Source organism: Microbacterium protaetiae (genome assembly GCF_004135285.1).
In the GTDB taxonomy this organism is placed as follows: Bacteria; Actinomycetota; Actinomycetes; order Actinomycetales; family Microbacteriaceae; genus Microbacterium; species Microbacterium protaetiae.
Map to the genome: position 1 here is coordinate 58,002 of NZ_CP035494.1, position 22,240 is coordinate 80,241.

At 69.0% G+C, this 22,240-nt stretch carries 18 protein-coding genes; 11 read left to right on the forward strand and 7 right to left on the reverse strand.

Features of this window, described 5'->3' with window-relative positions; genetic code table 11:
* Window positions 1-18: 18 nt before the first annotated feature.
* Window positions 19-900, reverse strand: coding sequence for a TatD family hydrolase (locus tag ET475_RS00305; protein WP_129384940.1), 882 nt, complete (start codon window positions 898-900; stop codon window positions 19-21).
* A gap of 75 nt (window positions 901-975) precedes the next feature.
* Entirely contained in the window at window positions 976-2,550 is a 1,575-nt protein-coding gene (gene metG / locus ET475_RS00310) for a methionine--tRNA ligase (RefSeq protein WP_129384942.1), read from the reverse strand.
* A gap of 120 nt (window positions 2,551-2,670) precedes the next feature.
* Here metG and ET475_RS00315 point away from each other — a divergent pair, with 120 nt between their 5' ends.
* Both ET475_RS00315 and ET475_RS00320 read left to right on the forward strand, forming a co-directional pair.
* Window positions 2,671-3,354, forward strand: a complete 684-nt coding sequence (locus tag ET475_RS00315) for a FadR/GntR family transcriptional regulator (protein ID WP_129384944.1) — start codon at window positions 2,671-2,673, stop codon at window positions 3,352-3,354.
* Window positions 3,351-4,190: an amidohydrolase family protein gene (locus tag ET475_RS00320; RefSeq protein ID WP_165310650.1), complete on the forward strand. Its 840-nt coding sequence runs from the start codon at window positions 3,351-3,353 to the stop codon at window positions 4,188-4,190. Before ET475_RS00315 ends, ET475_RS00320 begins: the two co-directional genes overlap by 4 nt.
* Here the strand turns inward: ET475_RS00320 and ET475_RS00325 are convergent.
* Window positions 4,178-5,140: an aldo/keto reductase gene (locus ET475_RS00325; RefSeq protein ID WP_129384948.1), complete on the reverse strand. Its 963-nt coding sequence runs from the start codon at window positions 5,138-5,140 to the stop codon at window positions 4,178-4,180. The genes ET475_RS00320 and ET475_RS00325 overlap by 13 nt on opposite strands.
* Entirely contained in the window at window positions 5,137-6,429 is a 1,293-nt protein-coding gene (locus ET475_RS00330) for an L-fuconate dehydratase (protein WP_129384950.1), read from the reverse strand. The genes ET475_RS00325 and ET475_RS00330 overlap by 4 nt, the downstream gene beginning before the upstream one ends.
* Window positions 6,430-6,562: 133 nt before the next feature.
* Here ET475_RS00330 and ET475_RS00335 point away from each other — a divergent pair, with 133 nt between their 5' ends.
* Both ET475_RS00335 and ET475_RS00340 read left to right on the forward strand, forming a co-directional pair.
* The gene (locus ET475_RS00335; protein WP_129384952.1) at window positions 6,563-7,426 is read left to right on the forward strand and encodes a fumarylacetoacetate hydrolase family protein; all 864 of its coding nucleotides are present in this window, start codon (window positions 6,563-6,565) and stop codon (window positions 7,424-7,426) included.
* Between the two features lies 1 nt (window position 7,427).
* Window positions 7,428-8,186 carry an SDR family NAD(P)-dependent oxidoreductase gene (locus ET475_RS00340; protein ID WP_129384954.1) on the forward strand — a complete coding sequence of 253 codons (759 nt, stop codon included), beginning with the start codon at window positions 7,428-7,430 and terminating at the stop codon, window positions 8,184-8,186.
* Window positions 8,187-8,227: 41 nt separating this feature from the next.
* Here ET475_RS00340 and rsmI read toward each other — a convergent pair whose 3' ends face one another.
* On the reverse strand, window positions 8,228-9,049 hold the full coding sequence (gene rsmI, locus ET475_RS00345) for a 16S rRNA (cytidine(1402)-2'-O)-methyltransferase (RefSeq protein WP_129384956.1): 822 nt from the start codon (window positions 9,047-9,049) through the stop codon (window positions 8,228-8,230).
* A gap of 22 nt (window positions 9,050-9,071) precedes the next feature.
* On the opposite strand from rsmI, the gene ET475_RS00350 reads away from it, so the two are divergent.
* From ET475_RS00350 to ET475_RS00360, 3 genes are read left to right on the forward strand one after another with little or no spacing between them, the layout of a single operon-like run.
* Window positions 9,072-10,616 carry a dolichyl-phosphate-mannose--protein mannosyltransferase gene (locus tag ET475_RS00350; protein ID WP_129384958.1) on the forward strand — a complete coding sequence of 515 codons (1,545 nt, stop codon included), beginning with the start codon at window positions 9,072-9,074 and terminating at the stop codon, window positions 10,614-10,616.
* Between the two features lie 16 nt (window positions 10,617-10,632).
* The gene (locus ET475_RS00355) at window positions 10,633-11,127 is read left to right on the forward strand and encodes a cation:proton antiporter regulatory subunit (RefSeq protein WP_129384960.1); all 495 of its coding nucleotides are present in this window, start codon (window positions 10,633-10,635) and stop codon (window positions 11,125-11,127) included.
* 16 nt (window positions 11,128-11,143) lie between these two features.
* Window positions 11,144-12,322 (forward strand): cation:proton antiporter, encoded by a 1,179-nt coding sequence (locus ET475_RS00360; RefSeq protein WP_129384962.1) that lies wholly within the window; start codon window positions 11,144-11,146, stop codon window positions 12,320-12,322.
* On the opposite strand, the gene ET475_RS00365 is transcribed toward ET475_RS00360, so the two are convergent.
* Window positions 12,316-14,163: a thioredoxin domain-containing protein gene (locus ET475_RS00365; RefSeq protein ID WP_129384965.1), complete on the reverse strand. Its 1,848-nt coding sequence runs from the start codon at window positions 14,161-14,163 to the stop codon at window positions 12,316-12,318. The two genes, ET475_RS00360 and ET475_RS00365, sit on opposite strands and share 7 nt — an antisense overlap.
* Before the next feature lie 4 nt (window positions 14,164-14,167).
* Window positions 14,168-15,004 carry an aldo/keto reductase gene (locus ET475_RS00370; protein ID WP_129384967.1) on the reverse strand — a complete coding sequence of 279 codons (837 nt, stop codon included), beginning with the start codon at window positions 15,002-15,004 and terminating at the stop codon, window positions 14,168-14,170.
* A gap of 115 nt (window positions 15,005-15,119) precedes the next feature.
* Here ET475_RS00370 and hrpA point away from each other — a divergent pair, with 115 nt between their 5' ends.
* The 4 genes from hrpA (at window position 15,120) to ET475_RS00390 (ending at window position 22,149) form a co-directional block, all read left to right on the forward strand.
* Window positions 15,120-19,091, forward strand: a complete 3,972-nt coding sequence (gene hrpA / locus ET475_RS00375; RefSeq protein ID WP_129384969.1) for an ATP-dependent RNA helicase HrpA — start codon at window positions 15,120-15,122, stop codon at window positions 19,089-19,091.
* 140 nt (window positions 19,092-19,231) lie between these two features.
* Window positions 19,232-19,501 carry a DUF3311 domain-containing protein gene (locus ET475_RS00380; RefSeq protein ID WP_129384971.1) on the forward strand — a complete coding sequence of 90 codons (270 nt, stop codon included), beginning with the start codon at window positions 19,232-19,234 and terminating at the stop codon, window positions 19,499-19,501.
* Complete coding sequence (gene mctP / locus ET475_RS00385; protein ID WP_129384973.1) at window positions 19,501-21,195, forward strand: monocarboxylate uptake permease MctP; 1,695 nt, start codon at window positions 19,501-19,503, stop codon at window positions 21,193-21,195. The genes ET475_RS00380 and mctP overlap by 1 nt, the downstream gene beginning before the upstream one ends.
* 12 nt (window positions 21,196-21,207) lie before the next feature.
* Entirely contained in the window at window positions 21,208-22,149 is a 942-nt protein-coding gene (locus tag ET475_RS00390; protein WP_129384975.1) for a quinone oxidoreductase family protein, read from the forward strand.
* Window positions 22,150-22,240: the final 91 nt, after the last annotated feature.

Consider the following 22,240-nt stretch of genomic DNA (forward strand, 5'->3'; position numbering starts at 1 on the left):
GGGGCGGGGCGGGCGGGGTCAGAAGGGGCCGTAGACACCGACGGTGGTCGCGGCGAGCTGGGCGCAGAGGGCATCGACGTCGAGGCCGAGCTCTTCGGCCATGAATCGCACGGTCACCGGCACCAGGTACGGCGCGTTCGGCCGCCCGCGGAACGGCGCAGGCGTGAGGAACGGGGCGTCGGTCTCGACCATGATGCGATCCAGGGATGCCACCGCCAGTGCATCGCGCAGGTTCTGGGCGTTCTTGAATGTGACGTTGCCGGCGAAAGACAGGTAGTAGCCGCGCTCCGACGCGTACCGGGCCATCTCGGCGTCGCCTGAGAAACAGTGGAACACGGTCTTCTCGGGCGCTCCGACCCGCTCCAGTGTGTCGAGCACGGCCTGGTGGGCGTCGCGGTCATGGATCTGCATGGCGACACGGTGTTTCTTCGCGAGAGCGATGTGTGCCTCGAACGAGCGGAACTGTGCGCCGCGTCCGTCTTCGCCGGTGCGGAAGAAGTCCAGCCCGGTCTCGCCGATCGCACGCACGCGCGGCTGGGCCGCGAGCTCATCGATCACCGCGATGGCCTCATCGAGCCGGCCGGCCTTCTCGTACACCGGCGCCTCATTCGGATGGATGGCCACAGCCGCGAGCACGCGCGGGTGGCGGGCCGCGGCATCGGCCGACCACCGGCTCGAGTCGATGTCTCCTCCGGCCTGCACGACGCCGGCGATCCCGACGTCCAGCGCGCGCTCGAGCTGCTGGTCGAGCGAGAGGCCACCGTCATCGCCGTCGGCGATCTCGAGGTGGCAGTGGTTGTCGTACACCGGCACCGCGAGCGGCTCGGGCGCGGCCGGATACGACACGTCGCGCGAGCCCTTCTCGCGCTGACGCACGTAGTTCGACGGATCATCGGGCATCGCTGCGTCTCCTCGTCTGCGTTTCGACTCGCTTCGCTCGCTCTGCGACCGGCTCGGTCAACGACCGACCGGGTGTCAGGCCTGCTCGACGCGCGGGAACAACGGGGCCAGGCCGTTCACCGAGGTGCCGGGCTTCAGCGCTCCCCAAGTCCCCGCCTCGCGCACCGACTGATCCTGCAACCGGCCGAGCGAGGTGGCGGCGCCCAGCGCGACCCACAGCTTCTCGGTGGCGATCGGCATGACCGGCGAGAGCAGCACGGCCAAGGCCCGCAGGCCCTCCGCAGCCGTGTACAACACGGTGCCCAGGCGCTCGCGCTGCGCGTCGTCTTTGGCCAGCACCCACGGCTCGTTGTCGGTGATGTAGCCGTTCAGCTCGTCGACGATCGTCCAGATCGCACTGATGGCCTCGTCGATGCGGAACCTCTCGATGGCCGCATCGGCGGCGGCCGCGGCATCCGCCACGGTCTTCTGCACGGCAAGGTCGACCTCGGTGTACTCCCCCGGCACCGGAACGATGCCCTCGAAGTACCGCTCGATCATCGCCGTCGTGCGCGAGGCGAGGTTGCCGAAACCGTTCGCCAGCTCGGCCTGATAGCGGGCTGAGAGGTCTTCCCACGAGAACGAGCCGTCGTGCCCGAACGGGATGGCCGAGAGGAAGTAGAAGCGATACGCGTCGGACCCGAACACGTCGGTGATCTCGGTGGGGGCGATACCGGTGAGCTTCGACTTCGACATCTTCTCGCCGCCGACCAGCAGCCAGCCGTGCGCGAACACGCCCCGAGGCACCTCGAGACCGGCGGCCATCAGCAGCGCCGGCCAGATCACGGCGTGGAAGCGCAGGATGTCTTTGCCCACCACGTGGTAGGCCGGCCAACGGCGAGCGAAGTTCTCGTCGTCGGTGCCGTAGCCGATGGCGGTGACATAGTTCAGCAGCGCGTCGACCCACACGTAGATGACATGCGACTCGTCCCAGGGCACCTTGATGCCCCAGTCGAACGTTGAGCGCGAGATCGACAGGTCTTTCAGGCCCTGCTTGACGAACGAGACGACCTCGTTGCGCGCCGAATCCGGGCGCACGAAGTCGGGCTCGGTCTTGTACAGCTCGAGCAGCTTGTCGCTGAACTCGCTGAGCTTGAAGAAGTAGTTCTTCTCCTGCAGCAGCTCGAGCGGCTTGGAGTGGATGGCGCAGACCTTGAGCCCCTCGAACGGGCCGGTGCCGTCGACGATCTCGGACTCGGGCTTGAACTCCTCGCAGCCCACGCAGTACAGCGCCTCGTACTCGCCCGCATAGATGTAGCCGCGGTCGTACAGCGCCTGGAAGAACGCCTGCACGGCCTCCTCGTGCCGCGGCTGGGTCGTCCGGATGAAATCGTCGTTGGCGACATCCAGCGTGGTCAGCAGCGGGAACCAGCTCTCATTGACGAGCTTGTCGACCCACTGCTGCGGGGTCACGCCGTTGGCCACCGCCGCACGCAACATCTTCTGCCCGTGCTCGTCGGTGCCGGTGAGCATCCAGGTGTCGTCACCGGCCTGGCGATGCCAGCGCGCGAGCGTGTCGACGGCGACGCTCGTGTATCCGTGCCCGATGTGGGGCAGATCGCTCGGATAGTAGATCGGCGTCGTGATGTAGAAAGAACCCGCAGAAGTCACCCTGCGAGTCTAGTTTGACCGGATGCCGCACACCGATCTGTGACCACGGGCACGGGAAACGAGCCCGGCACGGGCCCAATCGTCATACGCAGACATCAGATGTCTGGCTACGATGACGACATGGCGGTGACCGACGATGCCATTCTGCGCATCAAAGAGATGATCGTTTCGGGGCAAGTGCGCCCGGGCGACAGGCTTCCCCCGGAGAAAGAGCTCGGCGAGCGCCTCGGGGTCTCGCGCAGTTCACTGCGTGAGGCGGTCAAGGCGCTCGAGGTGATCCGGGTACTGGATGTGCGCCGCGGCGACGGCACCTATGTCACCAGCCTCGAACCGCGCCTGCTGCTGGAGGCCATGAACTTCGTCGTCGATCTGCACACGGATCAATCGGTGCTGGAGATCTTCGCCGTGCGCCGCATGCTCGAGCCGGCCGCCACCGGCATGGCCGCCACCCGCTTGACCGACGAGCAGCTGACGCACCTGGAGAGCCTTCTGGGTGCCGCCGACGCCGACGGGCCGATCGAGGCGCTCGTGGCGCACGACCTGGCGTTCCACCAGGCCATCGTCGAAGGCACCGGCAACGAATACCTCAGCCGGCTGGTCGAGGCCATGCAGTCGGGCACTCAGCGCGCCCGCGTGTGGCGCGGCCTCACCCAGCACCGCGCCGCCGAACGCACGATCGCCGAGCACCGGGCCATTCTCGACGCGCTGCAGCGGCGTGATGCCGAGTTGGCGTCGGCGCTGGCCCTGGCCCACATCGCCGGCATCGAGCATTGGCTGCGCGAGGCCTCGGAGATCGCGCCGTGACGCTGCTGGATTCGCACGTGCACGTGTGGGATGCCGCCGTGTTCGACTACCCGTGGCTCGACACCGCGCCCGCACTCCCCCGCCAGGCGCTGCCCGACGACATCGACCGCGCCGACGGCCTGAGCACGCGGATGATCTTCGTCGAAGCCGACCGCGCGCGCGACCAGGGACTTCTCGAGGCCCAGTGGGTGGATGCCACGGCCTGGCCGGAACTGGCCGGCATCGTCGCCTTCGCCGACCTGGCGGCATCCGATGCCCGCCTGTTCGACGAGCTGTCGGCGATCGACCGGGTGGTCGGCGTGCGTCATCCGCTGCAGAACGCGCCGACGCACACGTGGGACGTGCCGGCGCTGGCCGCGGGTCTGCACGAGCTCGCGCGCCGCGGCCTCACCTTCGATGCGTGCGTGCGCCACACGCAGCTGGCTGCGTTGGCCGAGCTGCTGGAGCGGGCGCCGGAAGCGCACATCGTGCTCGATCACCTCGGCAAGCCGCCGATAGACGCCGGCCTCGACAGTGCGGCCGGGCGCGCCTGGCATGATGCCGTGCGCCGCATCGCCGCCCTTCCGCACGCACACGTCAAGCTGTCGGGGCTGGCCGCCGAGGCGAGGGATGCCGCCGCGTACGGACAGCATGCCGACGCGTTCCTCGCTGCCGGAGTCGACGCGTTCGGCGCCGACCGAGCGATGATCGGCAGCGACTGGCCGGTCTCGGCCCGCACCGGCGTGGGCACGACCCTCACCGATTGGGTGACGCGCATCCGCCACGCCACGGGTGCGTCGGATGCCGAGTGGGTTCTGCTGACCGAAGGCACCGCGGCCACTTTCTACGGTGTCTGATCCTTCTCTGTCTGCAGGGCGTCCCACAGCGCATCGGGCACCACGGTGGTCATGCGTGCGATGTTCTCGCGAACTTGCTCGGGCCGGGCGGTGCCCACCATGACCGAGACCACCTGCGGCAGACGCAGCGGAAAGTGCAGCGCGGCGGTGGGCAGGTCGACACCGTGCTGTTCGCACACCGTGGCCAGCTGCTCCACGTGAGCCAGGAGCGCCGCCGAGGCGGGCGCGTAATCGAACAGGGCACCGGGAGCAGGATGCGGCGTTGCCAACAGTCCGGAGTTGAACGGCGAGGCCGCCACGATGCGGGTGCCGCGCTCGATGCACACGGGCACAAGATCATCGAAGCCGTGCGGACGCAGCAGGCTGCACCGACCCGCCACCATGACGACGTCGAGGTCGGCCTCGCGCACGGCGCGGGCTGCGACCGCCGCGTCGTTGACCCCGACGCCGATCTGGCCGACAAGCCCTTCGGAGCGCAACTGCTCGAGCGCGGGAAGGCCCTCGCCGAGCCCCCGCTCCAGGTCGTACGCGTCGGGGTCGTGCAGGTAGGCGATGTCGATGCGATCCAGACCCATCCGTTCGAGGGAGTCCTCGAGACTGCGGCGAATGCCCGGAAGCGACGGGTCGAAGCGGCGCACCAGGTCGTCGGGCACGTCGAAGCCAGAGGCAAGATCACGCCCTCCGGCGAAGTCGGGGTTGGGCTCGAGCAGCCGGCCGACCTTGGTGGAGAGCACGAACTTGTCCCGCGGCTTCTCGCGCAGAAACGCGCCCAGGCGCCGTTCGCTGAGCCCCAGCCCGTAGTGCGGCGCCGTGTCGTAGGCGCGGATGCCGCCGGCCCAGGCCGCCTCGAGAGTCTCGCGCGCCTGCGCATCGGAGACGACGCGGGAGAGATTGCCGATCGGGGCCGCTCCGAAACCCAGTAGGCTCACCTCCTCGCCGCCGGGTGTCATGCCGCCCCCTCGGGATGCCAGGTGAAACCGGCGATCGACGCGGGCCGCATCTCTGCACCCGAGCCGGGGGCTTCGGGCGCGCGGTAGCGGCCCCGATCGACGGCGGTCGGGGTCACGAAGTGCTCGTGCAGGTGGTCGACGTACTCGATCATGCGGCCGTCCATCGTGCCTGAGACGGCCACGAAGTCGAACATCGACAGGTGCTGCACCCGCTCGCACAGGCCCACCCCGCCGGCATGCGGGCAGACCGGCACGCCGAAGTGTGCGGCCAGCAGCAGCTGCGCGATGTTCTCGTTGACTCCCCCGACCCGGGTGGCATCGATCTGCATGACGTCGATCGCGTGCGCCTGCAGCAGCTGCTTGAAGATCACCCGGTTCTGCGCGTGCTCGCCGGTTGCGACCCGGATCGGCGCCACGCCACGCGCAATCGCCGCGTGCCCGAGCACGTCGTCGGGGCTGGTGGGCTCTTCGATCCAGGCGGGATCGAACGCGGCGAGCGCGTTCACCCAGGCCACGGCATCCGGAATATCCCAGCGCTGGTTGGCGTCGATGGCGACTGGAAATCCCGCTCCCACGGTCTCGCGGGCAATGCGCATGCGCCGGATATCGTCTTCGAGGTTCGCTCCGACCTTCAGCTTTATCTGCCCGAAGCCCTCGGCCAGCGCCTCGCGACACAGTCGAGCCAGCTTCTCATCCGAGTAGCCCAACCAGCCCGGTGAGGTCGTGTACGCGGGGTATCCCTGGGCGCGCAGCTGGGCGATGCGCTCGGTACGCCCGGGTTCGGCCGCGCGCAGAATACGCAGCGCGTCGTCGGGGGTCAGCGCATCGGTCAGGTAGCGGAAGTCGACGAGCGAGACGATCTCTTCCGGCGACAGGCTCGCCAGGTGCAGCCACAGCGGCTGCCCTGCCCGCTTGGCACGCAGATCCCACAGGGCATCGACGACGGCACCGATCGCCATGTGCATGACGCCCTTCTCGGGCCCCAACCAGCGCAGCTGCGAATCGCCGACGAGGCGACGGGATGCTGCCCCCATATCGGCCAACAGCGCGTCGATGTCCTGACCCAGCAGGTACGACCTCAGCGCACGCAGCGCCGCAGTCTGCACATCGTTGCCCCGGCCGATCGTGAAGACGAAGCTGTGCCCCTCGAGGCCGTCGTCGGCGTCGGTGCGCAGGATGAGGTAGGCCGCGGAGTAGTCCGGGTCCGGATTCATCGCGTCGGAGCCGTCGAGGCTCAACGACGTGGGGAATCGGATGTCGAACGTGTCCACAGCGGTGATGACGGCCATGTCTGCCCTTCCGAGTCGCAGCACCCGCGAATAAACATCTGATGTCTGCGGACCAAGATACCGCGGATGTGCAACAATCGTGACCACATCGCCGTATTCACGGTGCAAAGTTCCGACCTTCAGAGAGTTCCTCATGCGTTTCGCCCGACTCGGCCCTCACGGCCACGAGGTTCCCGTCGTCGTCGACGGCGACCGGTTCCTCGACCTCTCCTCTGTCACCGCCGACATCGACGGCGCTTTTCTGGCCGGCGATGGCATCGCGCGCGCACGCGCGGCCGTGGCATCCGATTCTCTTCCCGTGCTCGAGGGCGCGGCATCTCTGCGCGTGGGCGCACCGGTCGCGCGGCCCTCGGCCGTGTATTGCATCGGCATGAACTATGCCGCGCACGCCGCCGAATCGGGGTCGGCGCCGCCCGAGCACATGGTGATGTTCATGAAGGCGCCCAACACCGTCACCGGCCCCGACGACGATGTCGAGATCCCGGTCGGCAGCACGAAGACCGACTGGGAGGTCGAACTGGCCCTCGTCATCGGGCGCCGTGCGCAGCGCCTGGACTCTGTCGACGACGCGGCCGCGCACATCGCCGGCTACACGATCGGCAACGACCTATCGGAGCGCGACTGGCAGATGGCGGTCTCGGGCGGGCAGTGGTCGAAGGGCAAATCGGCCCCCGGCTTTCTGCCGCTGGGACCGTGGCTGGTCACTCCCGACGAGGTGGATGCCGCCGACGTGCCGCTGCGCTCGTGGGTGAACGGGCAGCCCCGTCAGCACTCGCGCACCTCCGACCTCATCTTCGGTATCGACCACATCGTGTGGGAGCTGAGCCAGTACCTCACCCTCGAGCCCGGCGACGTGATCCTCACCGGCACTCCCGAGGGAGTGGCCCTCTCGGGCAGGTTCCCCTATCTGCGCGTCGGCGACATCGTCGAGATGCAGATCGAGGGCCTGGGCCGCCAACGCCAGCAGTACATCGCGGTGCGTGAGGAGAACGACTGAGATGGGCGACGAGCTGCAGGGACTTGTCGCCGTGGTCACCGGCGGGGCGTCGGGCCTGGGCGCTGCCATCGCCGCCCGGTTGCGTGCGGACGGGGCGCGGGTCGCGGTGTTCGATGTGAACCCGGATGCCGCGACCGACGTCGATCTCGCCGTCGCGGTCGATGTCACCGATGACGCGACGGTGGTCGCCGGGGTCGCGCGCGTGGTCGCCGAGCTGGGCGGGATCGACATTCTCGTGAACAACGCGGGCATCGGCGCGCAGGGGGATGTCACGGCCAACGGCGACGACGAGTGGCATCGGGTGTGGGACATCAACGTGGTCGGCATGGCACGGGTCACACGCGCCGCACTGCCGCACCTGCGCCGATCGCCGGCCGCGGCCGTGTGCAACACCTCGTCGATCGCGGCGACCGCCGGTCTTCCCGAGCGGGTGCTGTACAGCGCCACCAAGGGCGCGGTGCTGTCGATGACCCGGGCGATGGCCGCCGATCATCTGGCCGAAGGCATTCGCGTCAACGCCGTCAATCCCGGCACCGCCGATACGCCGTGGATCGGGCGTCTGCTCGACAAGGCCGACGATCCGGCAGCGGAGCGTGCTGCACTGGAGGCACGGCAGCCGCACGGCCGGCTCGTCTCACCCGACGAGGTGGCCGATGCGGTCGCGTATCTCGTCGGGCCGCGCGCCCGCTCGACGACCGGCATCGGGCTGGCCGTCGACGGCGGCATGCACGAGTTGCGCCTGCGACCCCCAGGTCGTTGACGCTGTCCGGTCGTTGAGCGAGGGAGCGCAGCGAGGGAACGTCAGCCGTTCTTGACCGCGAGGGCGGCCTGATACAGCTCGCGGCGCGAGTGCCCGGTCGCCTCGGCCACGTCGGCTGCGGCATCCTTCAAGCGCACCCCGGTGCGGGTCAGCTCCAATACCTCTGTCACGGCGTCGGGCAGCGCTATGCGCTGGGGTGCGGCACCGCCGACCACGACGACGATCTCTCCGCGCACGCCGTCATCGGCCCATGTCGCCAGTTCACCCAGCGGGCCGCGCACGACCTGCTCATGCAGTTTCGTCAGTTCGCGGCACACCGCGGCAGGTCGGGACGCGCCGAACGCATCGGCCATGTCATGCAGCGTCTGCGCGATGCGCGAGGGCGCCTCGAAGAACACCATCGTGCGCGGCTCGCGCGCCAGAGAGCGCAACGTGCGCTCACGCTCGGCACTCTTGCGCGCCACGAAGCCCTCGAACGTGAACCGGTCGGTGGGAAGCCCCGCGACAGCCAGCGCGGTGATCACTGCACTGGGCCCGGGAATCACCGTCACCTCGACGCCCTGCGATACCGCTTCGGCGACCACACCGTATCCCGGATCGCTGACCGTGGGCATGCCGGCGTCGCTGAGCAGTAGCACGTCGCCGTCACGCCCCAGCGCGACGATCTCAGCGGCGCGGTCCTTCTCGTTGTGGTCGTGCAGAGCCAGAAGTCGCGGGCGGTTCTGAACGCCCAGAGCCGCCAGCAACCGCTGCGCGGTGCGGGTGTCTTCGGCGGCGATGACCGAGGCGGCATCCAGCGCCTGCACCAGACGTCGTGAGGCATCCCCCAGGTTGCCGATGGGCGTCGCGGCGAGGATGATCACCGCCCCAGCATAGGCTGGAGCGGTGACTGCGACGGTCGACTCTCTCGTGCCCGACGTGCCCGCGTCGTGGCTGGATCGCTGGCAGGCACGCGTGCGCAGGTCGGTGGTGCTGCGCCGCCGCATCGACGTGCTGGCACCCGTTCTGGTCACTCTTCTGGCCGCTGTGCTGCGACTGTGGAACCTGGGACATCCGCATGAACTCGTCTTCGACGAAACGTACTACGTGAAGGATGCCTGGAGTCAATGGAACCTCGGCTACCCGGCCGACTGGCCCGACGGCGCCGACAAGGACTTCGCCGCCGGGCACACCGATGTGTTCCTGGCCAGCGGGAGCTTTGTCGTGCATCCGCCACTGGGCAAATGGATCATCGGCCTTTTCATGTGGATCTTCGGCCCCGATTCGTCGTTCGGCTGGCGGTTCGGTGCCGCCCTGTTCGGCACGGCGACCGTGCTGCTGGTCTACCTGCTGGCCAAGCGCCTGACCTCGTCGACCGTGTTCGCCACGGTGGCCGGCGTGCTGATGGCCATCGACGGGCTGGCTATCGTGCTCAGCCGCGTCTCGCTGCTTGACATCTTCCTCACGTTCTTCATCGTGCTGGCCATGCTGTTCGCGGTGATCGACCGGCAACGACATCTCGCCCGGCTCGCGCAGCGCCTGGCCGAGCGCGACCCGGACTCCGGCTGGGGACCGATGCTGTGGGGGCGCCCCTGGCTGTTCGCGGCAGGCGCGGCCGCCGGTGCCGCATGCGCCGTGAAGTGGTCGGGGCTGTACGTGCTGGCAGCGATCGGCATTTATGCGGTGGTGACCGACGCGCTGGCTCGCCGTCGCGCCGGGGTGCGATATTGGCCGCAGGATGCCGCACGCCAGGGCGTGGCATCCTTTGTTCTGCTGGTTCCCGTGGCGTTCGTCGTGTACCTCGCCTCGTGGACCGGGTGGCTGGTCACCGATGGCGGATACGACCGCCAGGCCGCGCAGAACCCGTTCGCGGCGCTGTGGATCTACCACCAGGCCATCTACCAGTTCCACGTGGGCCTGACCACACCGCACAGCTATGCGAGCCCGGCGTGGCAATGGCCGCTGCTGATCCGGCCCACCTCGATGTACTGGCATCAAGACACCGTCGGGCAGAATGGATGCACCTGGTCGAGCAACTGCGTGCAGGCCATCTCGTCGATCCCCAATCCGTTCATCTGGTGGGGTGGGATCGCCGCCGCCGTCTTTCTCCTCATCGCGTTCGCCGTGCGTCGCGACTGGCGGCACGCGGTGGTGCTCACCGGCATCGCGGCCACCTACCTGCCGTGGCTGATGTTCCCGGAGCGCACGATCTTCCAGTTCTACACGATCGCGATGGTGCCGTTCACCGTGCTGGCCCTCACCTTCGCGCTGCGCGAGATCGCCGGATTCCGCTCGCGGGTGAATCACCGGCGGGTCAGCGGGCAGCGCACCGTGTGGGTCTTCCTCGGCGTGGTGACGGTGCTCTCGGCGTTCTGGTACCCGGTGTGGGTGGGCATGAAGGTGCCGTACGTGTTCTGGCTCGTGCACAACTGGATCCCGACGTGGATCTGAGCGCTAGTCTCGTGGGGTGACTGTCCATATCGAGAAGGTCGATCTCCCCGGCATCGGCGTGCGCCATGACCTGGTGACCGAGAGCGGCCGGCGCCTCGCCGTCGTGCGATATCGCGATGGAGACCGGGAACTGGGTCTCTACGACGCTGACGACCCCGACAACTGTCGCGAGTCGCTGCACATCTCCGACGAAGAGGCCGAAGCCCTCGCCGACCTGTTCAGCGCCTCGCTGGCGGTGAGCCGGCTCACCAAGCTCACCGAAGAGACCGACGGCCTGTACACCGAGAAGATCACCCTGCCGCCCGACTCGCCGTTCGTCGACCGCACGCTCGGCGACACCAAGACCCGCACACGCACCCACGTGTCCATCGTCGCGATCATTCGCGACCGGCATGTGATCCCCTCGCCCACTCCGGGCGAGATTCTGCGCGAGGGGGATGTCATCGTCACGGTCGGCACGCGTGCCGGATTGGATGCCGCAGCCCGACTGTTCTCCAACGGCCCCGAGTGACTCCCGGGCGCCGCCGATGACAGACACCACGATCGTCCTCGTCGAGGTCGGCGCACTCCTGTTCGGAATGAGCCTGCTCGGCCGGCTCGCCGATCGCTTCGGCCTCTCTCCCATCCCGCTGTATCTGGTCGCCGGGCTCGCCTTCGGCACCGGCGGAGTGTTGCCCATGGACGCCAGCCAAGGCTTCTTCGAAATCGGCTCAGAGATCGGCGTCATTCTGCTGCTGGCTCTGCTCGGGCTCGAGTATTCGGCCGACGAGCTGCTGCGCGGGCTGCGCCGTTCCAAGTTCGCGGGGCTGCTCGACATGGTGCTCAACGCCCTGCCCGGTGCTGCCTTCGCCCTCATCCTGGGCTGGGGGCCGGCCGCCGCCGTGGCCGTGGCCGGCATCTGCTGGGTGACCTCGTCGGGGGTGGCCGCCAAGCTGCTGCGCGATCTCGGCCGCATCAGCAACCGCGAGACCCCCGTCATCCTCTCCATCCTGGTCATCGAAGACCTGGCGATGGCGTTCTACCTGCCGACGGTGTCGGCACTGGTGATCGGCGTGAGCCTGCTGCAAGGGGCCTACCGAGTCGCCATCGCCGTCGCCGTGGTGCTCGTGATCCTCTTCGTCGCGCTGCGGTTCGGGTCGACGATCTCGCGCCTGTTCACACCGGATCTGGCCGAGCCGCTGCTGCTGGGCGTCTTGGGGTTGACGATGCTCGTGGCCGGCCTTGCCGAAGAAGTGAGCGTGTCGGCCGCTGTCGGGGCGTTCCTGGTCGGCATCGCCCTGTCGGGTCGCGTCGCACAGTCGGCCCGCGAAGTGCTCACCCCGCTGCGTGATCTGTTCGCCGCGGTGTTCTTCGTCTTCTTCGGGCTGGCCACCGATGCGTCACAACTGCCGCAGATGATCGTGCCGGGCCTGATTCTGGCCGCGATCACGATGCTCACGAAGGTTCTCACCGGTTACATCGCCGCTCGCCGTGCGGGCATCGGCCGACCCGGCCGCTGGCGTGCCGGCATCGGCCTGACACCGCGTGGCGAGTTCTCCATCGTCATCGCCGGCATCGCGGGCTCCACCGCCCCCATGCTCGCGCCGCTGGCCGCCGTCTATGTGTTCATCACCGTGATCGGTGCGACCCTGCTGGCGCGGCTGAGCGACACCGCCTGGTTCCGGCGCGTGACGACCGCGAAGAAGAAGGTCGCCGCCGATCAGTGACCCTGCTCGCTCAACGAGCGAAGGTCGGTCACCGGCAGGCGGCAGGCGAAGTCTCGACAGTCGTAGACCGTGGGCACCTCGCCGATCTTGCCCTCGAACAGGGCGAAGCCTGCAGCCGCGAACGCGCGAGCCTGCTGCGGGGTGACCACCGCGGTGAGATCGGTCCGGATGCGCCGCGCGGCGGCGGTCAGCGCGTCACCAGCGGTCGTGATGACCACCAGCTGATGCGGGGGCACCGCCAGCTGGGCGGCCACACGCAGCAGCGCACCATGCGCGGTCGGTTCGGCCGGCGCCTGCTCGGCGCGTGCCTCGACCAGCGATGCCGCCGCCTGACGGTAGCGCTCCCCCGCCCCCAGCAGCCAGAGCGCGAACGCGGCGTCGGCCAGTGCCGACGGCCCCGACGGGCGGTCGCCGTCGCTGGCCGATGCCGCCCCGGGAACGCCGTGGGCGGTCAGCACCGGGTCGCCGCCACCGGGCGCCGAGGGCGCGCCGTGGCCGCTCAGGCAGGCATCGACGAGTTCGCGGGCGCGCACCGCATAAGCGAGCTCGCCGGTCGCCGCCGCCAGCGCGGCGAGTCCGCCGGCCAGCAGGCCGTAGTCCTCAAGGGTCGCCGGAGCGGGCGAGACGACCTCGTCGAGCGACGCACGACGCAGCAGAGAGTCGGGGCCGACGTTGGCCTCGAGCACGGCGTCGGCCGCCCAGCGCGCCGCGTCGATCAGGTGCTCATCATCCAGCCGCAGACCGGCGCGGGCGAGCGCCCCGATCGCCAGGCCGTTCCACCCCGTCACGATCTTGCCGTCGACGGCCGGCGGTTGCAGCACGGCCCGGCCCGCGGCATCCCGCGCGTAATACCCTCCCTCGTCGCGCTGCCCGTCGATCCACGACTCGGAGTCCTGCGCGGCGGCGAACCCTCCACCCGGCTGCTGCAGCACGTCGATCAGGAACCGTGCCACGCCGCGTGCGGTCTCATCGTCACCGGCGTCGAGCGCGACATCGAGCAGACCGGCGTTGTCGGTGAGCATCCGCTCGTAGTGCGGCACGGTCCAATCCCGCCGGGTGGCGTAGCGGAAGAAGCCTCCGTCGACCGCGTCGCGCAGCGGTGCAGACGCCATCGCCCGCAGCGCCCGATCGACGGTCGCCGTAGCTTCGGGCACCACGTCGGCCAGCGCCGGCGCCTGCAGAAAGCGCAGCAGCGGCACGGTGGGAAACTTCGGGGTCGCCATCGTCGCGCCGGCCGGAGCGAAGCCACCGTACTCGCGATCCTCGCGGGCCAGCGCCGTGCGCGCAGCGGCGGCGAGCGCATCGAGATCGGGCAGTGCAGAAGGGGCGGATGCGGCATCCCGCGCCGTCTGCAGCGCCTCCACGACCGCGTCGGCCGTCTGCTGCACCTCGTCGCGTCGCTGCGTCCATGCCTCACGCACCGCGGCGAGCACCTGCCGGAACGACGCCATGCCGCCACGCGGCTCAGAAGGGAAGTACGTGCCGGCGAAGAACGCCCGGCCCTCGGGCGTGGCGAACACCGTCAGCGGCCAGCCGAGATTACGGGTGAAAGCGGATGCCGCGGCCAGATACGCCTCGTCGACATCGGGGTGCTCTTCGCGATCGACCTTGATCGCCACGAATCCGTTGTTCAGCTCGCGAGCGGTGTCGGGGTCCTCGAACGATTCGCGTGCCATGACGTGACACCAGTGGCACGTGGAGTATCCGATCGAGATGAGAACGGGGACCTCCCGCCGCGCCGCTTCGTCGAACGCCTCGGCACCCCACGGGTACCAGGCGACCGGGTTGTCGGCGTGCGCCCGCAGATAGGGGCTGGCCGCGGCGGCGAGGCGGGAGGTCATGCCCTCAGTTCACCTCTTCGGGGTGCGCGCTGACCCGGCCCGAGCCGTCGCCCGGATCGAGCGCGTCGATCGCGGCGACCTCGGCATCGCTGAGCTCGAATCCGAACACGTCGAGGTTCTCGGCGAGTCGCTCGCGGTGCACCGACTTCGGAAACACGATGTACCCGTGCTGCAGGTGCCAGCGCAGCACCACCTGGGCGGGGGTCTTGCCGTGCGCCTGGGCGGCAACAGCGATGGGCTGGGCGCCGAACAGGTCGTACTTGCCCTGGCCCAGCGGCCCCCACGCCTCGATCCGCACGTCGTGCTCGCCCGCCCAGGTGGTCACGTCACGCTGCTGGTGCGCCGGGTGCAGCTCGATCTGGTCGACCGCGGGGGCGACACCGGTCGCGGTGACGATCTTCTCCAGATGCGGCACGAGAAAGTTCGAGACCCCGATGCTGCGGGCAAGACCCGCCTCGCGCAGCGTGATGAGCTGTTGCCAGGCGTGCAGGTAGTTGTCTTTGGCCGGCGTCGGCCAGTGCACGAGGTACAGGTCGACCTGGTCGAGCCCGAGCTTGGCAAGGCTCTCTTGCAGCGCCTTGCGCGGCTCGTCGGCGTCGTGCCGGTCGTTCCAGAGCTTGGTGGTCACGAACAGCTCGTCGCGCGGGATACCGCTGTCGGCGATCGCCTGGCCGACGCCTTCTTCGTTGCCGTAGATGGCGGCGGTGTCGATGTGCCGGTAGCCGAGCTCGAGCGCTTCGCCCACGGCACGCTGGGTGTCGGCCGGCGGCACCTTGAAAGTGCCGTATCCGAGCTGCGGAATGGTGTTGCCGTCGTTGAGTGTGATCTGGGGAACGGTCATGACCCCAGCCTAAGAGTCGCGTTCGGGCAGCGCCGTGCGCGCCGTCACATTCATCCGGTTCCACACGTGGATCGCGCACGCGGCGAGCCGCGCGAACGCGATACGATCGAAGGCTGTGTCTTCGCCCGAACCCGTCATCGCCTACCCGCCGGAGCTGCCCGTCAGCGCCGCGCGGGACGAGATCGCGCGCGCCGTCGCCTCTCACCAGGTCGTGATCGTGGCCGGCGCAACCGGCTCGGGCAAGACCACGCAGCTGCCCAAGATCTGCCTCGAGCTCGGCCGCACCCGCATTGCGCACACTCAGCCGCGCCGCATCGCGGCGCGCAGCATCGCCGAGCGGGTCGCCGAAGAGCTGCAGGTTCCCCTCGGGACCACCGTGGGATACAAGGTGCGCTTCACCGACAAGGTCTCGGACGACACCCGCATCGCCCTGATGACCGATGGCATCCTGCTCAACGAGATCCACCGCGACCGACGTCTGGCGCGTTACGACACGATCATCGTCGACGAGGCGCACGAGCGGTCGTTGAACGTCGACTTTCTCATCGGGTATCTGCGTCGCATCCTGCCCCAGCGGCCGGATCTGAAGGTCATCGTCACCTCGGCGACCATCGACCCGGTCAGCTTCGCGAAGCACTTCGCCGCGTCCGACGGCACCCCCGCGCCGATCATCGAGGTGTCGGGTCGCACCTACCCGGTCGAGATCCGCTACCGGCCGGCGGTCGACGAACCGGCGAGCAGCCCGCGCAGCGCGCAACGCGCGAAGCGCGACGATGCGTCCGATGATGTCGACGGCTTGACCGCGGCCCTGCGCGAACTCGACCGCGAGCCGCCGGGCGATGTGCTGGTGTTCCTGCCCGGCGAAGCCGAGATCCGCGACGCGATGGATGCCGTGCGCGGCATGTATGCGAAAGACGCCGCGCCCACCGAGGTGTTGCCGCTGTTCGGTCGGCTTTCGGCCGCCGATCAGCACCGGGTGTTCGAGCGCTCGAGAGTCGCGGGCGTGCGCCGCCGCGTGATCCTGTCGACGAACGTCGCCGAGACGAGCCTGACCGTTCCCGGCATCCGGTATGTGGTGGATGCCGGAACCGCCCGCATCTCGCGGTACAGCAATCGCAGCAAGATCCAACGGCTGCCGATCGAGCCGATCTCGCAGGCGTCGGCCCAGCAGCGCTCTGGGCGGGCCGGCCGCACCGCCCCCGGCATCGCGATCCGGCTCTACGCCGAAGACGACTTCGCGAGCCGTCCGGAATTCACCCAGCCCGAGATCCTGCGCACCAGTCTTGCCTCGGTCGTGCTGCAGATGCTGTCGCTGGGCTTCGGCGACATCGCCGACTTCCCGTTTCTGACCCCGCCCGATTCCCGCGGCGTGAAGGCGGCGTTCGATCTGCTCGTCGAGCTCGGCGCCGTCACGCACCGACCGTCGAGTGAGCGAAGCGAGCCCAGGCGAGGCCCGGTCCTGACCGACATCGGTCGCGAACTGGCCCGGCTGCCGATCGATCCGCGCTTCGCCCGCATGCTCATCGAGGCCCGCCGCACCGGGGTGCTGCCCGAGGTGCGCGCCATCGTGGCGGGCCTGTCCATCCCCGATGTGCGGGAACGCCCCGAAGAACACCGCGATGAGGCCGACCGCCTGCACGCTCGTTTCACCGACCCGACCAGCGACTTCTTCAGCATGCTGAACCTGTGGAACCATCTGCAGCAGTTGCAGCACGACCTGGGTTCGAGCGCGTTCCGGCGCACCTGCCGGGCCGAACACCTCAACTATGTGCGCGTGCGCGAGTGGTTCGACGTGCACCGTCAGCTCTCCTCGCTGCTGAAGGCCGCGGCCACCGGCCCGGCAGAGGGCGCCGAGCCCGACGCGGTGCACAAGGCCATCCTGTCGGGGCTGCTGTCGCAGATCGGCGTTCTCGACACCCGGTCGCTGAGCACCCCGGCCGATCGCATCTCTCAGGGCGAGAAACGCCGCAAGCCGCGCGCCGAATACATCGGCGCGCGCGGCGCGAAGTTCACGATCTTTCCCGGCTCAGCGCTGCGCGGCAAGAACCCGCGGGCGGTCATGGCCGGCGAGCTGGTCGAGACCAGTCGCCTGTTCGCCCGCACGGTGGCCGTCATCGACCCGGAATGGGCCGAGCCGCTGGCCGGCGATCTCGCCCGGCGCCAGCTGTCCGACCCGCACTGGTCGAAGGATGCCGGAGCCGCCGTCGCCGCGCAGAAGGTCACCCTGTTCGGCGTGGAGATCATCCCGCGACGCCGGGTGCAGCTGGCGCGGTTCGACCGCCCTTTGGCCCGTGAGCTGTTCGTGCGGCACGCTCTCGTCGACGGCGACTGGGACGCCTCCGCCCTCGACAAGCGACTGACCGCGTTCGAACGGCGCAACCTCGAACTGCGACGACGGCTCGAGAAGGTCGAAGAACGCGAGCGGCGCCGCGACATCCTCGCCGGCGACGAGGCGGTGTTCGCCTTCTACGACACCCGCCTGCCGCGCGACGTCTTCGACGTGCGCTCGTTCGAGGCGTGGTGGCGCGACGCTCACACCCGCACCCCGCACCTGCTCGACCTGAGCGAGGCCGACTTGGTCGACGATGCTTCGCGGGCCGACGAACGCGCGTTCCCGACCCGATGGCAGCAGGGCGATCAAGTGCTCTCGCTCGCCTACCGGTTCGAACCTGGCGCGCCCGACGACGGCGTGACCGTGGTGGTGCCGCTCGCCTTGCTCGCCCAGCTGCAGCCGCGCGGATTCGACTGGCAGGTGCCCGGCATGCGCGACGAGCTGATCACCGCGCTCATCCGCGCGCTGCCCAAGACCATCCGCCGGCACGTCGTGCCCGCCGCCGACTGGGTGGCACGCTTCGCCGACGAACTCGCCGGGCAGGGACCGGAATCACACGACGGGATGCCGCCCTCGACGCTTCGCGAAGCGCTGGCCGAGCGCATCCGCCGGGTGGCCAGCCAGCCCGTCACAGCCGCGGACTTCGATATGGAACGGGTTCCCGGCCACCTGATGGTCTCGTTCCGCGCCGTCGACGCGCGCGGGCGCGCCATCGGGTCGGACCGCGATCTGGCCGCCCTGCAGGCCCGGCTCGCAGAACGGGCGCGCAACGCCGTCAGTCGGTCGTTGAGCGAGGAACGCAGCGACGAGTCGAAACGCGGCGGCCCGAAAGGCGATCGCCGTTTCGACTCGCTGCGCACGCTCAGCGACCGGGCAACGAGCTTCGCCGAGCGCACCGGCATGACCACGTGGGACATCGGCGAACTTCCGGCGGTCGTCGACACGAAGGTCGCCGGTGGCGTCGTGCGCGGCTACCCCGCCCTGATCGATGACCGCGCGACGGTCTCGGCCCGCATCGAGGCGACACCCGCGCAGGCCGAGGCTGCCACCCGCGCCGGCGTGCGCCGCCTCGTGCTGCTGTCGACCCCGAGCCCGGCCGACTACGTGCTCGACCATCTCACCGCTGCAGAGAAGCTCGCCCTGGCGGCATCCCCGTATCCTTCGGCCCGCGCGGCGATCGAGGACTGCCGCGTCGCCGTCGCCGACGCGGTCATCGCCCGCACACACCCCGACGCCGTCGTGCGCACGCGCGCCGACTTCGACCGGGTCCGTGATGCGTTCGCCGCCGCCGTCGTCGACGAACTGTTCGCCGCAGTGTCGCTGCTGGCCCGCATCCTCACCGCCGCTCGTGACGTCGAACGCGCCGTGAAGGGCACGAACGCGCTCACGCTGCTGGCTGCCCTCAACGACGTGAAGGGGCAACTGAGCGGGCTCGTGTACCCCGGCTTCGTCTCGCGCACCGGCCTCGCGCAGCTCGCGCAGCTCCCGCGCTACCTGCAGGGTGCGCTGCAGCGACTGAGATCGCTGCCGGACAGCCCCGGCCGTGACCGCCAGCGGCAGACCGAATACGAGCGGGCGGCCGCACTCTACGTCGATGCCGGGGGCGGCATCCCACCCGCGCCAGACGCGCCCGCCCACCTGGTCACCGCGCGCTGGATGCTGGAGGAATACCGCATCAGCCTGTTCGCGCAAGACCTCGGCACGACCGGTTCCGTCTCACTTCAGCGCATCGCCAAAACGCTGGCCACACACTGATCGCGACGTGAGATTTTCGCCACGATCGGCGTCCACTTCGCGCGTCCGCTTGACGTGATGCCCTCAGCCGGAGAAAAGTATCTTCCCGGGTTGCTCTCAGGTAACCCGCACCGAAAACTGAATCCCCGGAAGGACCGACGATGACGTCACACGAAACCCCGACGCGCGGACCGGCGAGACCCGGCCCGTACATCATCGCGGGCATCCTCATCACGATCGCCATTGTGATGCCGCTGCTCGTGCCGATGTATGCGCGGTGGGACCCGACCCTCTGGAACATCCCGTTCTTCTACTGGTACCAGATGCTGTGGGTGTTCCTCGCCGCCGGCCTGCTGGCGATCGCCTACCTGATCATGCGCAAGGAAGACCGCCGCCGCCGCGCAGAGGTTCGCGAAGGGAAGGCCTCCTGATGCTCATTCACACCGCAGACGTCGCTCCGCACCGCGCCATCGAGTGGGTGCCGCTGATCATCGTCGTCATCCTGTTCGTCGTCGTGGCGATCATCGGATTCTGGGCGTCGCGCTGGCGCACCGCTCCCGCCGACCGCGGCATGAAGTCCCTCGACGAGTGGGGCCTGGGTGGGCGCGGGTTCGGCACCTGGGTCACGTGGTTCCTGCTCGGCGGCGACCTGTACACCGCCTACACCTTCGTCGCCGTCCCGGCCGCGATGTGGGCGGCGGGCGCGGTCAGCGGCTTCTTCGCCGTGCCCTACACGATCGTGCTGTACCCGATCGTGTTCCTGTTGATGTCACGACTGTGGTCGGTCTCGCACCGGCACGGCTACGTCACCCCCGCCGATTTCGTCGGCGGGCGCTACGGCAGCCGCACACTGTCGCTCGCGGTGGCCCTCACCGGCATCATCGCGACGATGCCGTACATCGCTCTGCAGCTGGTGGGCATCAAGTCGGTGCTGACGGTGCTGGGTCTGGGCTCGAACACGAACTGGTTCATGGCCGACCTGCCGCTGATCATCGCGTTCGTCGTTTTGGCCGCGTACACCTACACGGCGGGGCTCCGCGCCCCCGCGCTGATCGCGGTGGTCAAGGACATCCTGATCTACGCCGCCATCATCGTGGCGATCATCTACCTGCCCAGCAAGGTCGGTGGCTGGGAGAGCATCTTCTCGGCGGCCGATGACAAGCTGAGTGCGACCAACCCCGCCACGGGCAATCCGTTCGGGGCGGTCATCCCCGGTGCCGGCTCGTTCAACGCCTACTGGACGCTCGCTCTGGGTTCGGCGATGGCGCTGTTCATGTACCCGCACTCCATCACCGGCGTGCTGGCCACCAAGAGCCGCAACACCATCCGGCGCAACGCGATGATCCTTCCGCTCTACTCGCTGATGCTCGGCGGCCTGGCGCTGCTCGGCTATGTGGCGATCAAGGCGGGCACACAGCCCATCGACGTCGACGGAGCAGTCAATGCGCAGCTGGTGATTCCGCAGCTGTTCACCGACCTGTTCCCGAAGTGGTTCGCCGGTGTCGCGCTGGCGGCGATCGCGATCGGCGCCCTGGTGCCGGCGGCGATCATGTCGATTGCTGCGTCGAACCTTTTCACCCGCAACATCTACAAGGACTATTTCAAGAAGGATGCCACGCCGCAGCAAGAGGCGAAGGTCTCCAAGCTCGTCTCGCTGATCGTGAAGCTGGGTGCCCTCGTGTTCGTGCTCGGGATGGACACCTCGGCGGCGATCAACCTGCAGCTGCTGGGCGGCATCTGGATCTTGCAGACGTTCCCGGCGATCGTCGCGGGCCTGTACACCCGGTGGTTCAACAAGTGGGCGCTGTTCATCGGCTGGGCCGCCGGCATTCTGTACGGCACCGTCTCGGCGTACAACGTCGTGAACCCGGCCACCGGCAAGCACTTCGGCGGATCGATCGCGGAGTTCCCGTTCACCCACATCACGGTGTACATCGGCGTGTCGGCGTTCGTGGTCAACGCGGTGGTGGCCGTGGTGATCACCCTCATCCTGCGTGCCTTCAAGGTGCAGGACACGACGGACTCGACGCGCCGCAGCGACTACGGTGCCGACGAGAACGACCCGAAGGTGAAGGAGATCGAGGCGGCCGCCGCGAAAGAGGGGGCCAACCCGCTCGCTCCGTGACAAGCTGGACGCATGGCACAGGCTATCGAGTACGTCGAATTCGGCGAACCAGAGGTCCTGACGCTGCATGAAGTGACCTCCTCGGCCCCCGCGGCCGGGGAGGTCACTGTGCGTCTGGCCGCGGTGGGGGTCAATCCGCTGGAGGCGAAGATCCGCTCTGGTCGGCGCCCGAGTGGCGAGATCACCACCCCGCGCCGGCTCGGCGCCGACGCCGCCGGCACGATCAGCGCCGTGGGCGACGACGTGGAGGGATTCCGCGTGGGCGACCCGGTCATCGTCTTCGGGGCATCCGGAGCCTATGCGACCGAGTTGACCGTGCCGTTCGCGAACGTGCAGCCCCGGCCCGTGCACGTCTCGGCGGCCGAGGGCGCGGCGCTGGGCATTCCCGCCGGCACCGCCTACCAGACGCTGCGCTCGCTCGACGTGCGGCCCGGCGACACGCTGCTCGTGCACGGCGGATCGGGCGCGGTCGGACAAGCCGTCGCGCAGTTCGCGGCTCTGTGGGGCATCCCGGTCGTCGCCACCGCCTCGCCGCGCCGGCACGAGCGGCTGCGCGCGCTCGGGGCGATCCCGGTCGCGTACGGCGCCGGGCTCGAAGACCGGGTGCGCGCCGCGGCTCCGCAGGGCATCACCGCCGTCATCGACATCGCCGGCACCGATGAAGCTATCGACGTCTCGCTGCACCTGCTCGGCGACCGCAGCCGTATCGTCACTCTGGTGCGGGGGAAGGATGCCGCGGGCCTGGGCATCCGCGCATTCCTGGGCGGCTCGCCCGAGCCGCTCACGGCCCGGCAGCAGCAGCTGCGCGCCGAGGCGATGCCGGTCGTGCTGAACCTCATGGCCGCGGGCCGGTTCAGCGTGGAACTCGGCCCGTCGTTCGCGCTGGCCGACGCCGCCGAGGCTCACCGAGTGCTCGAGGCGGGCGTCGACGGCAAGATCACACTGACGCTGTAACCACGTCGGTCTCCCGGACACCGCCCAGGCGAGACGGCCCGGGCGGGCCAGCGCTTCGCGCCTCGCAACAGTTCGACACACGGCATCCATC

Excerpts from the sequence above, each read along its gene's own strand:
- ET475_RS00390 (WP_129384975.1), top strand. The coding sequence starts at position 21,208 with ATGGCACAGGCTATCGAGTACGTCGAATTCGGCGAACCAGAGGTCCTG.
- ET475_RS00305 (WP_129384940.1), bottom strand. The coding sequence starts at position 900 with ATGCCCGATGATCCGTCGAACTACGTGCGTCAGCGCGAGAAGGGCTCG.
- ET475_RS00325 (WP_129384948.1), bottom strand. The coding sequence starts at position 5,140 with ATGACACCCGGCGGCGAGGAGGTGAGCCTACTGGGTTTCGGAGCGGCC.
- mctP (WP_129384973.1), top strand. The coding sequence starts at position 19,501 with ATGCTCATTCACACCGCAGACGTCGCTCCGCACCGCGCCATCGAGTGG.
- ET475_RS00330 (WP_129384950.1), bottom strand. The coding sequence starts at position 6,429 with ATGGCCGTCATCACCGCTGTGGACACGTTCGACATCCGATTCCCCACG.
- ET475_RS00360 (WP_129384962.1), top strand. The coding sequence starts at position 11,144 with ATGACAGACACCACGATCGTCCTCGTCGAGGTCGGCGCACTCCTGTTC.
- ET475_RS00340 (WP_129384954.1), top strand. The coding sequence starts at position 7,428 with ATGGGCGACGAGCTGCAGGGACTTGTCGCCGTGGTCACCGGCGGGGCG.
- ET475_RS00315 (WP_129384944.1), top strand. The coding sequence starts at position 2,671 with ATGGCGGTGACCGACGATGCCATTCTGCGCATCAAAGAGATGATCGTT.
- ET475_RS00365 (WP_129384965.1), bottom strand. The coding sequence starts at position 14,163 with ATGACCTCCCGCCTCGCCGCCGCGGCCAGCCCCTATCTGCGGGCGCAC.
- ET475_RS00335 (WP_129384952.1), top strand. The coding sequence starts at position 6,563 with ATGCGTTTCGCCCGACTCGGCCCTCACGGCCACGAGGTTCCCGTCGTC.
- ET475_RS00380 (WP_129384971.1), top strand. The coding sequence starts at position 19,232 with ATGACGTCACACGAAACCCCGACGCGCGGACCGGCGAGACCCGGCCCG.
- ET475_RS00370 (WP_129384967.1), bottom strand. The coding sequence starts at position 15,004 with ATGACCGTTCCCCAGATCACACTCAACGACGGCAACACCATTCCGCAG.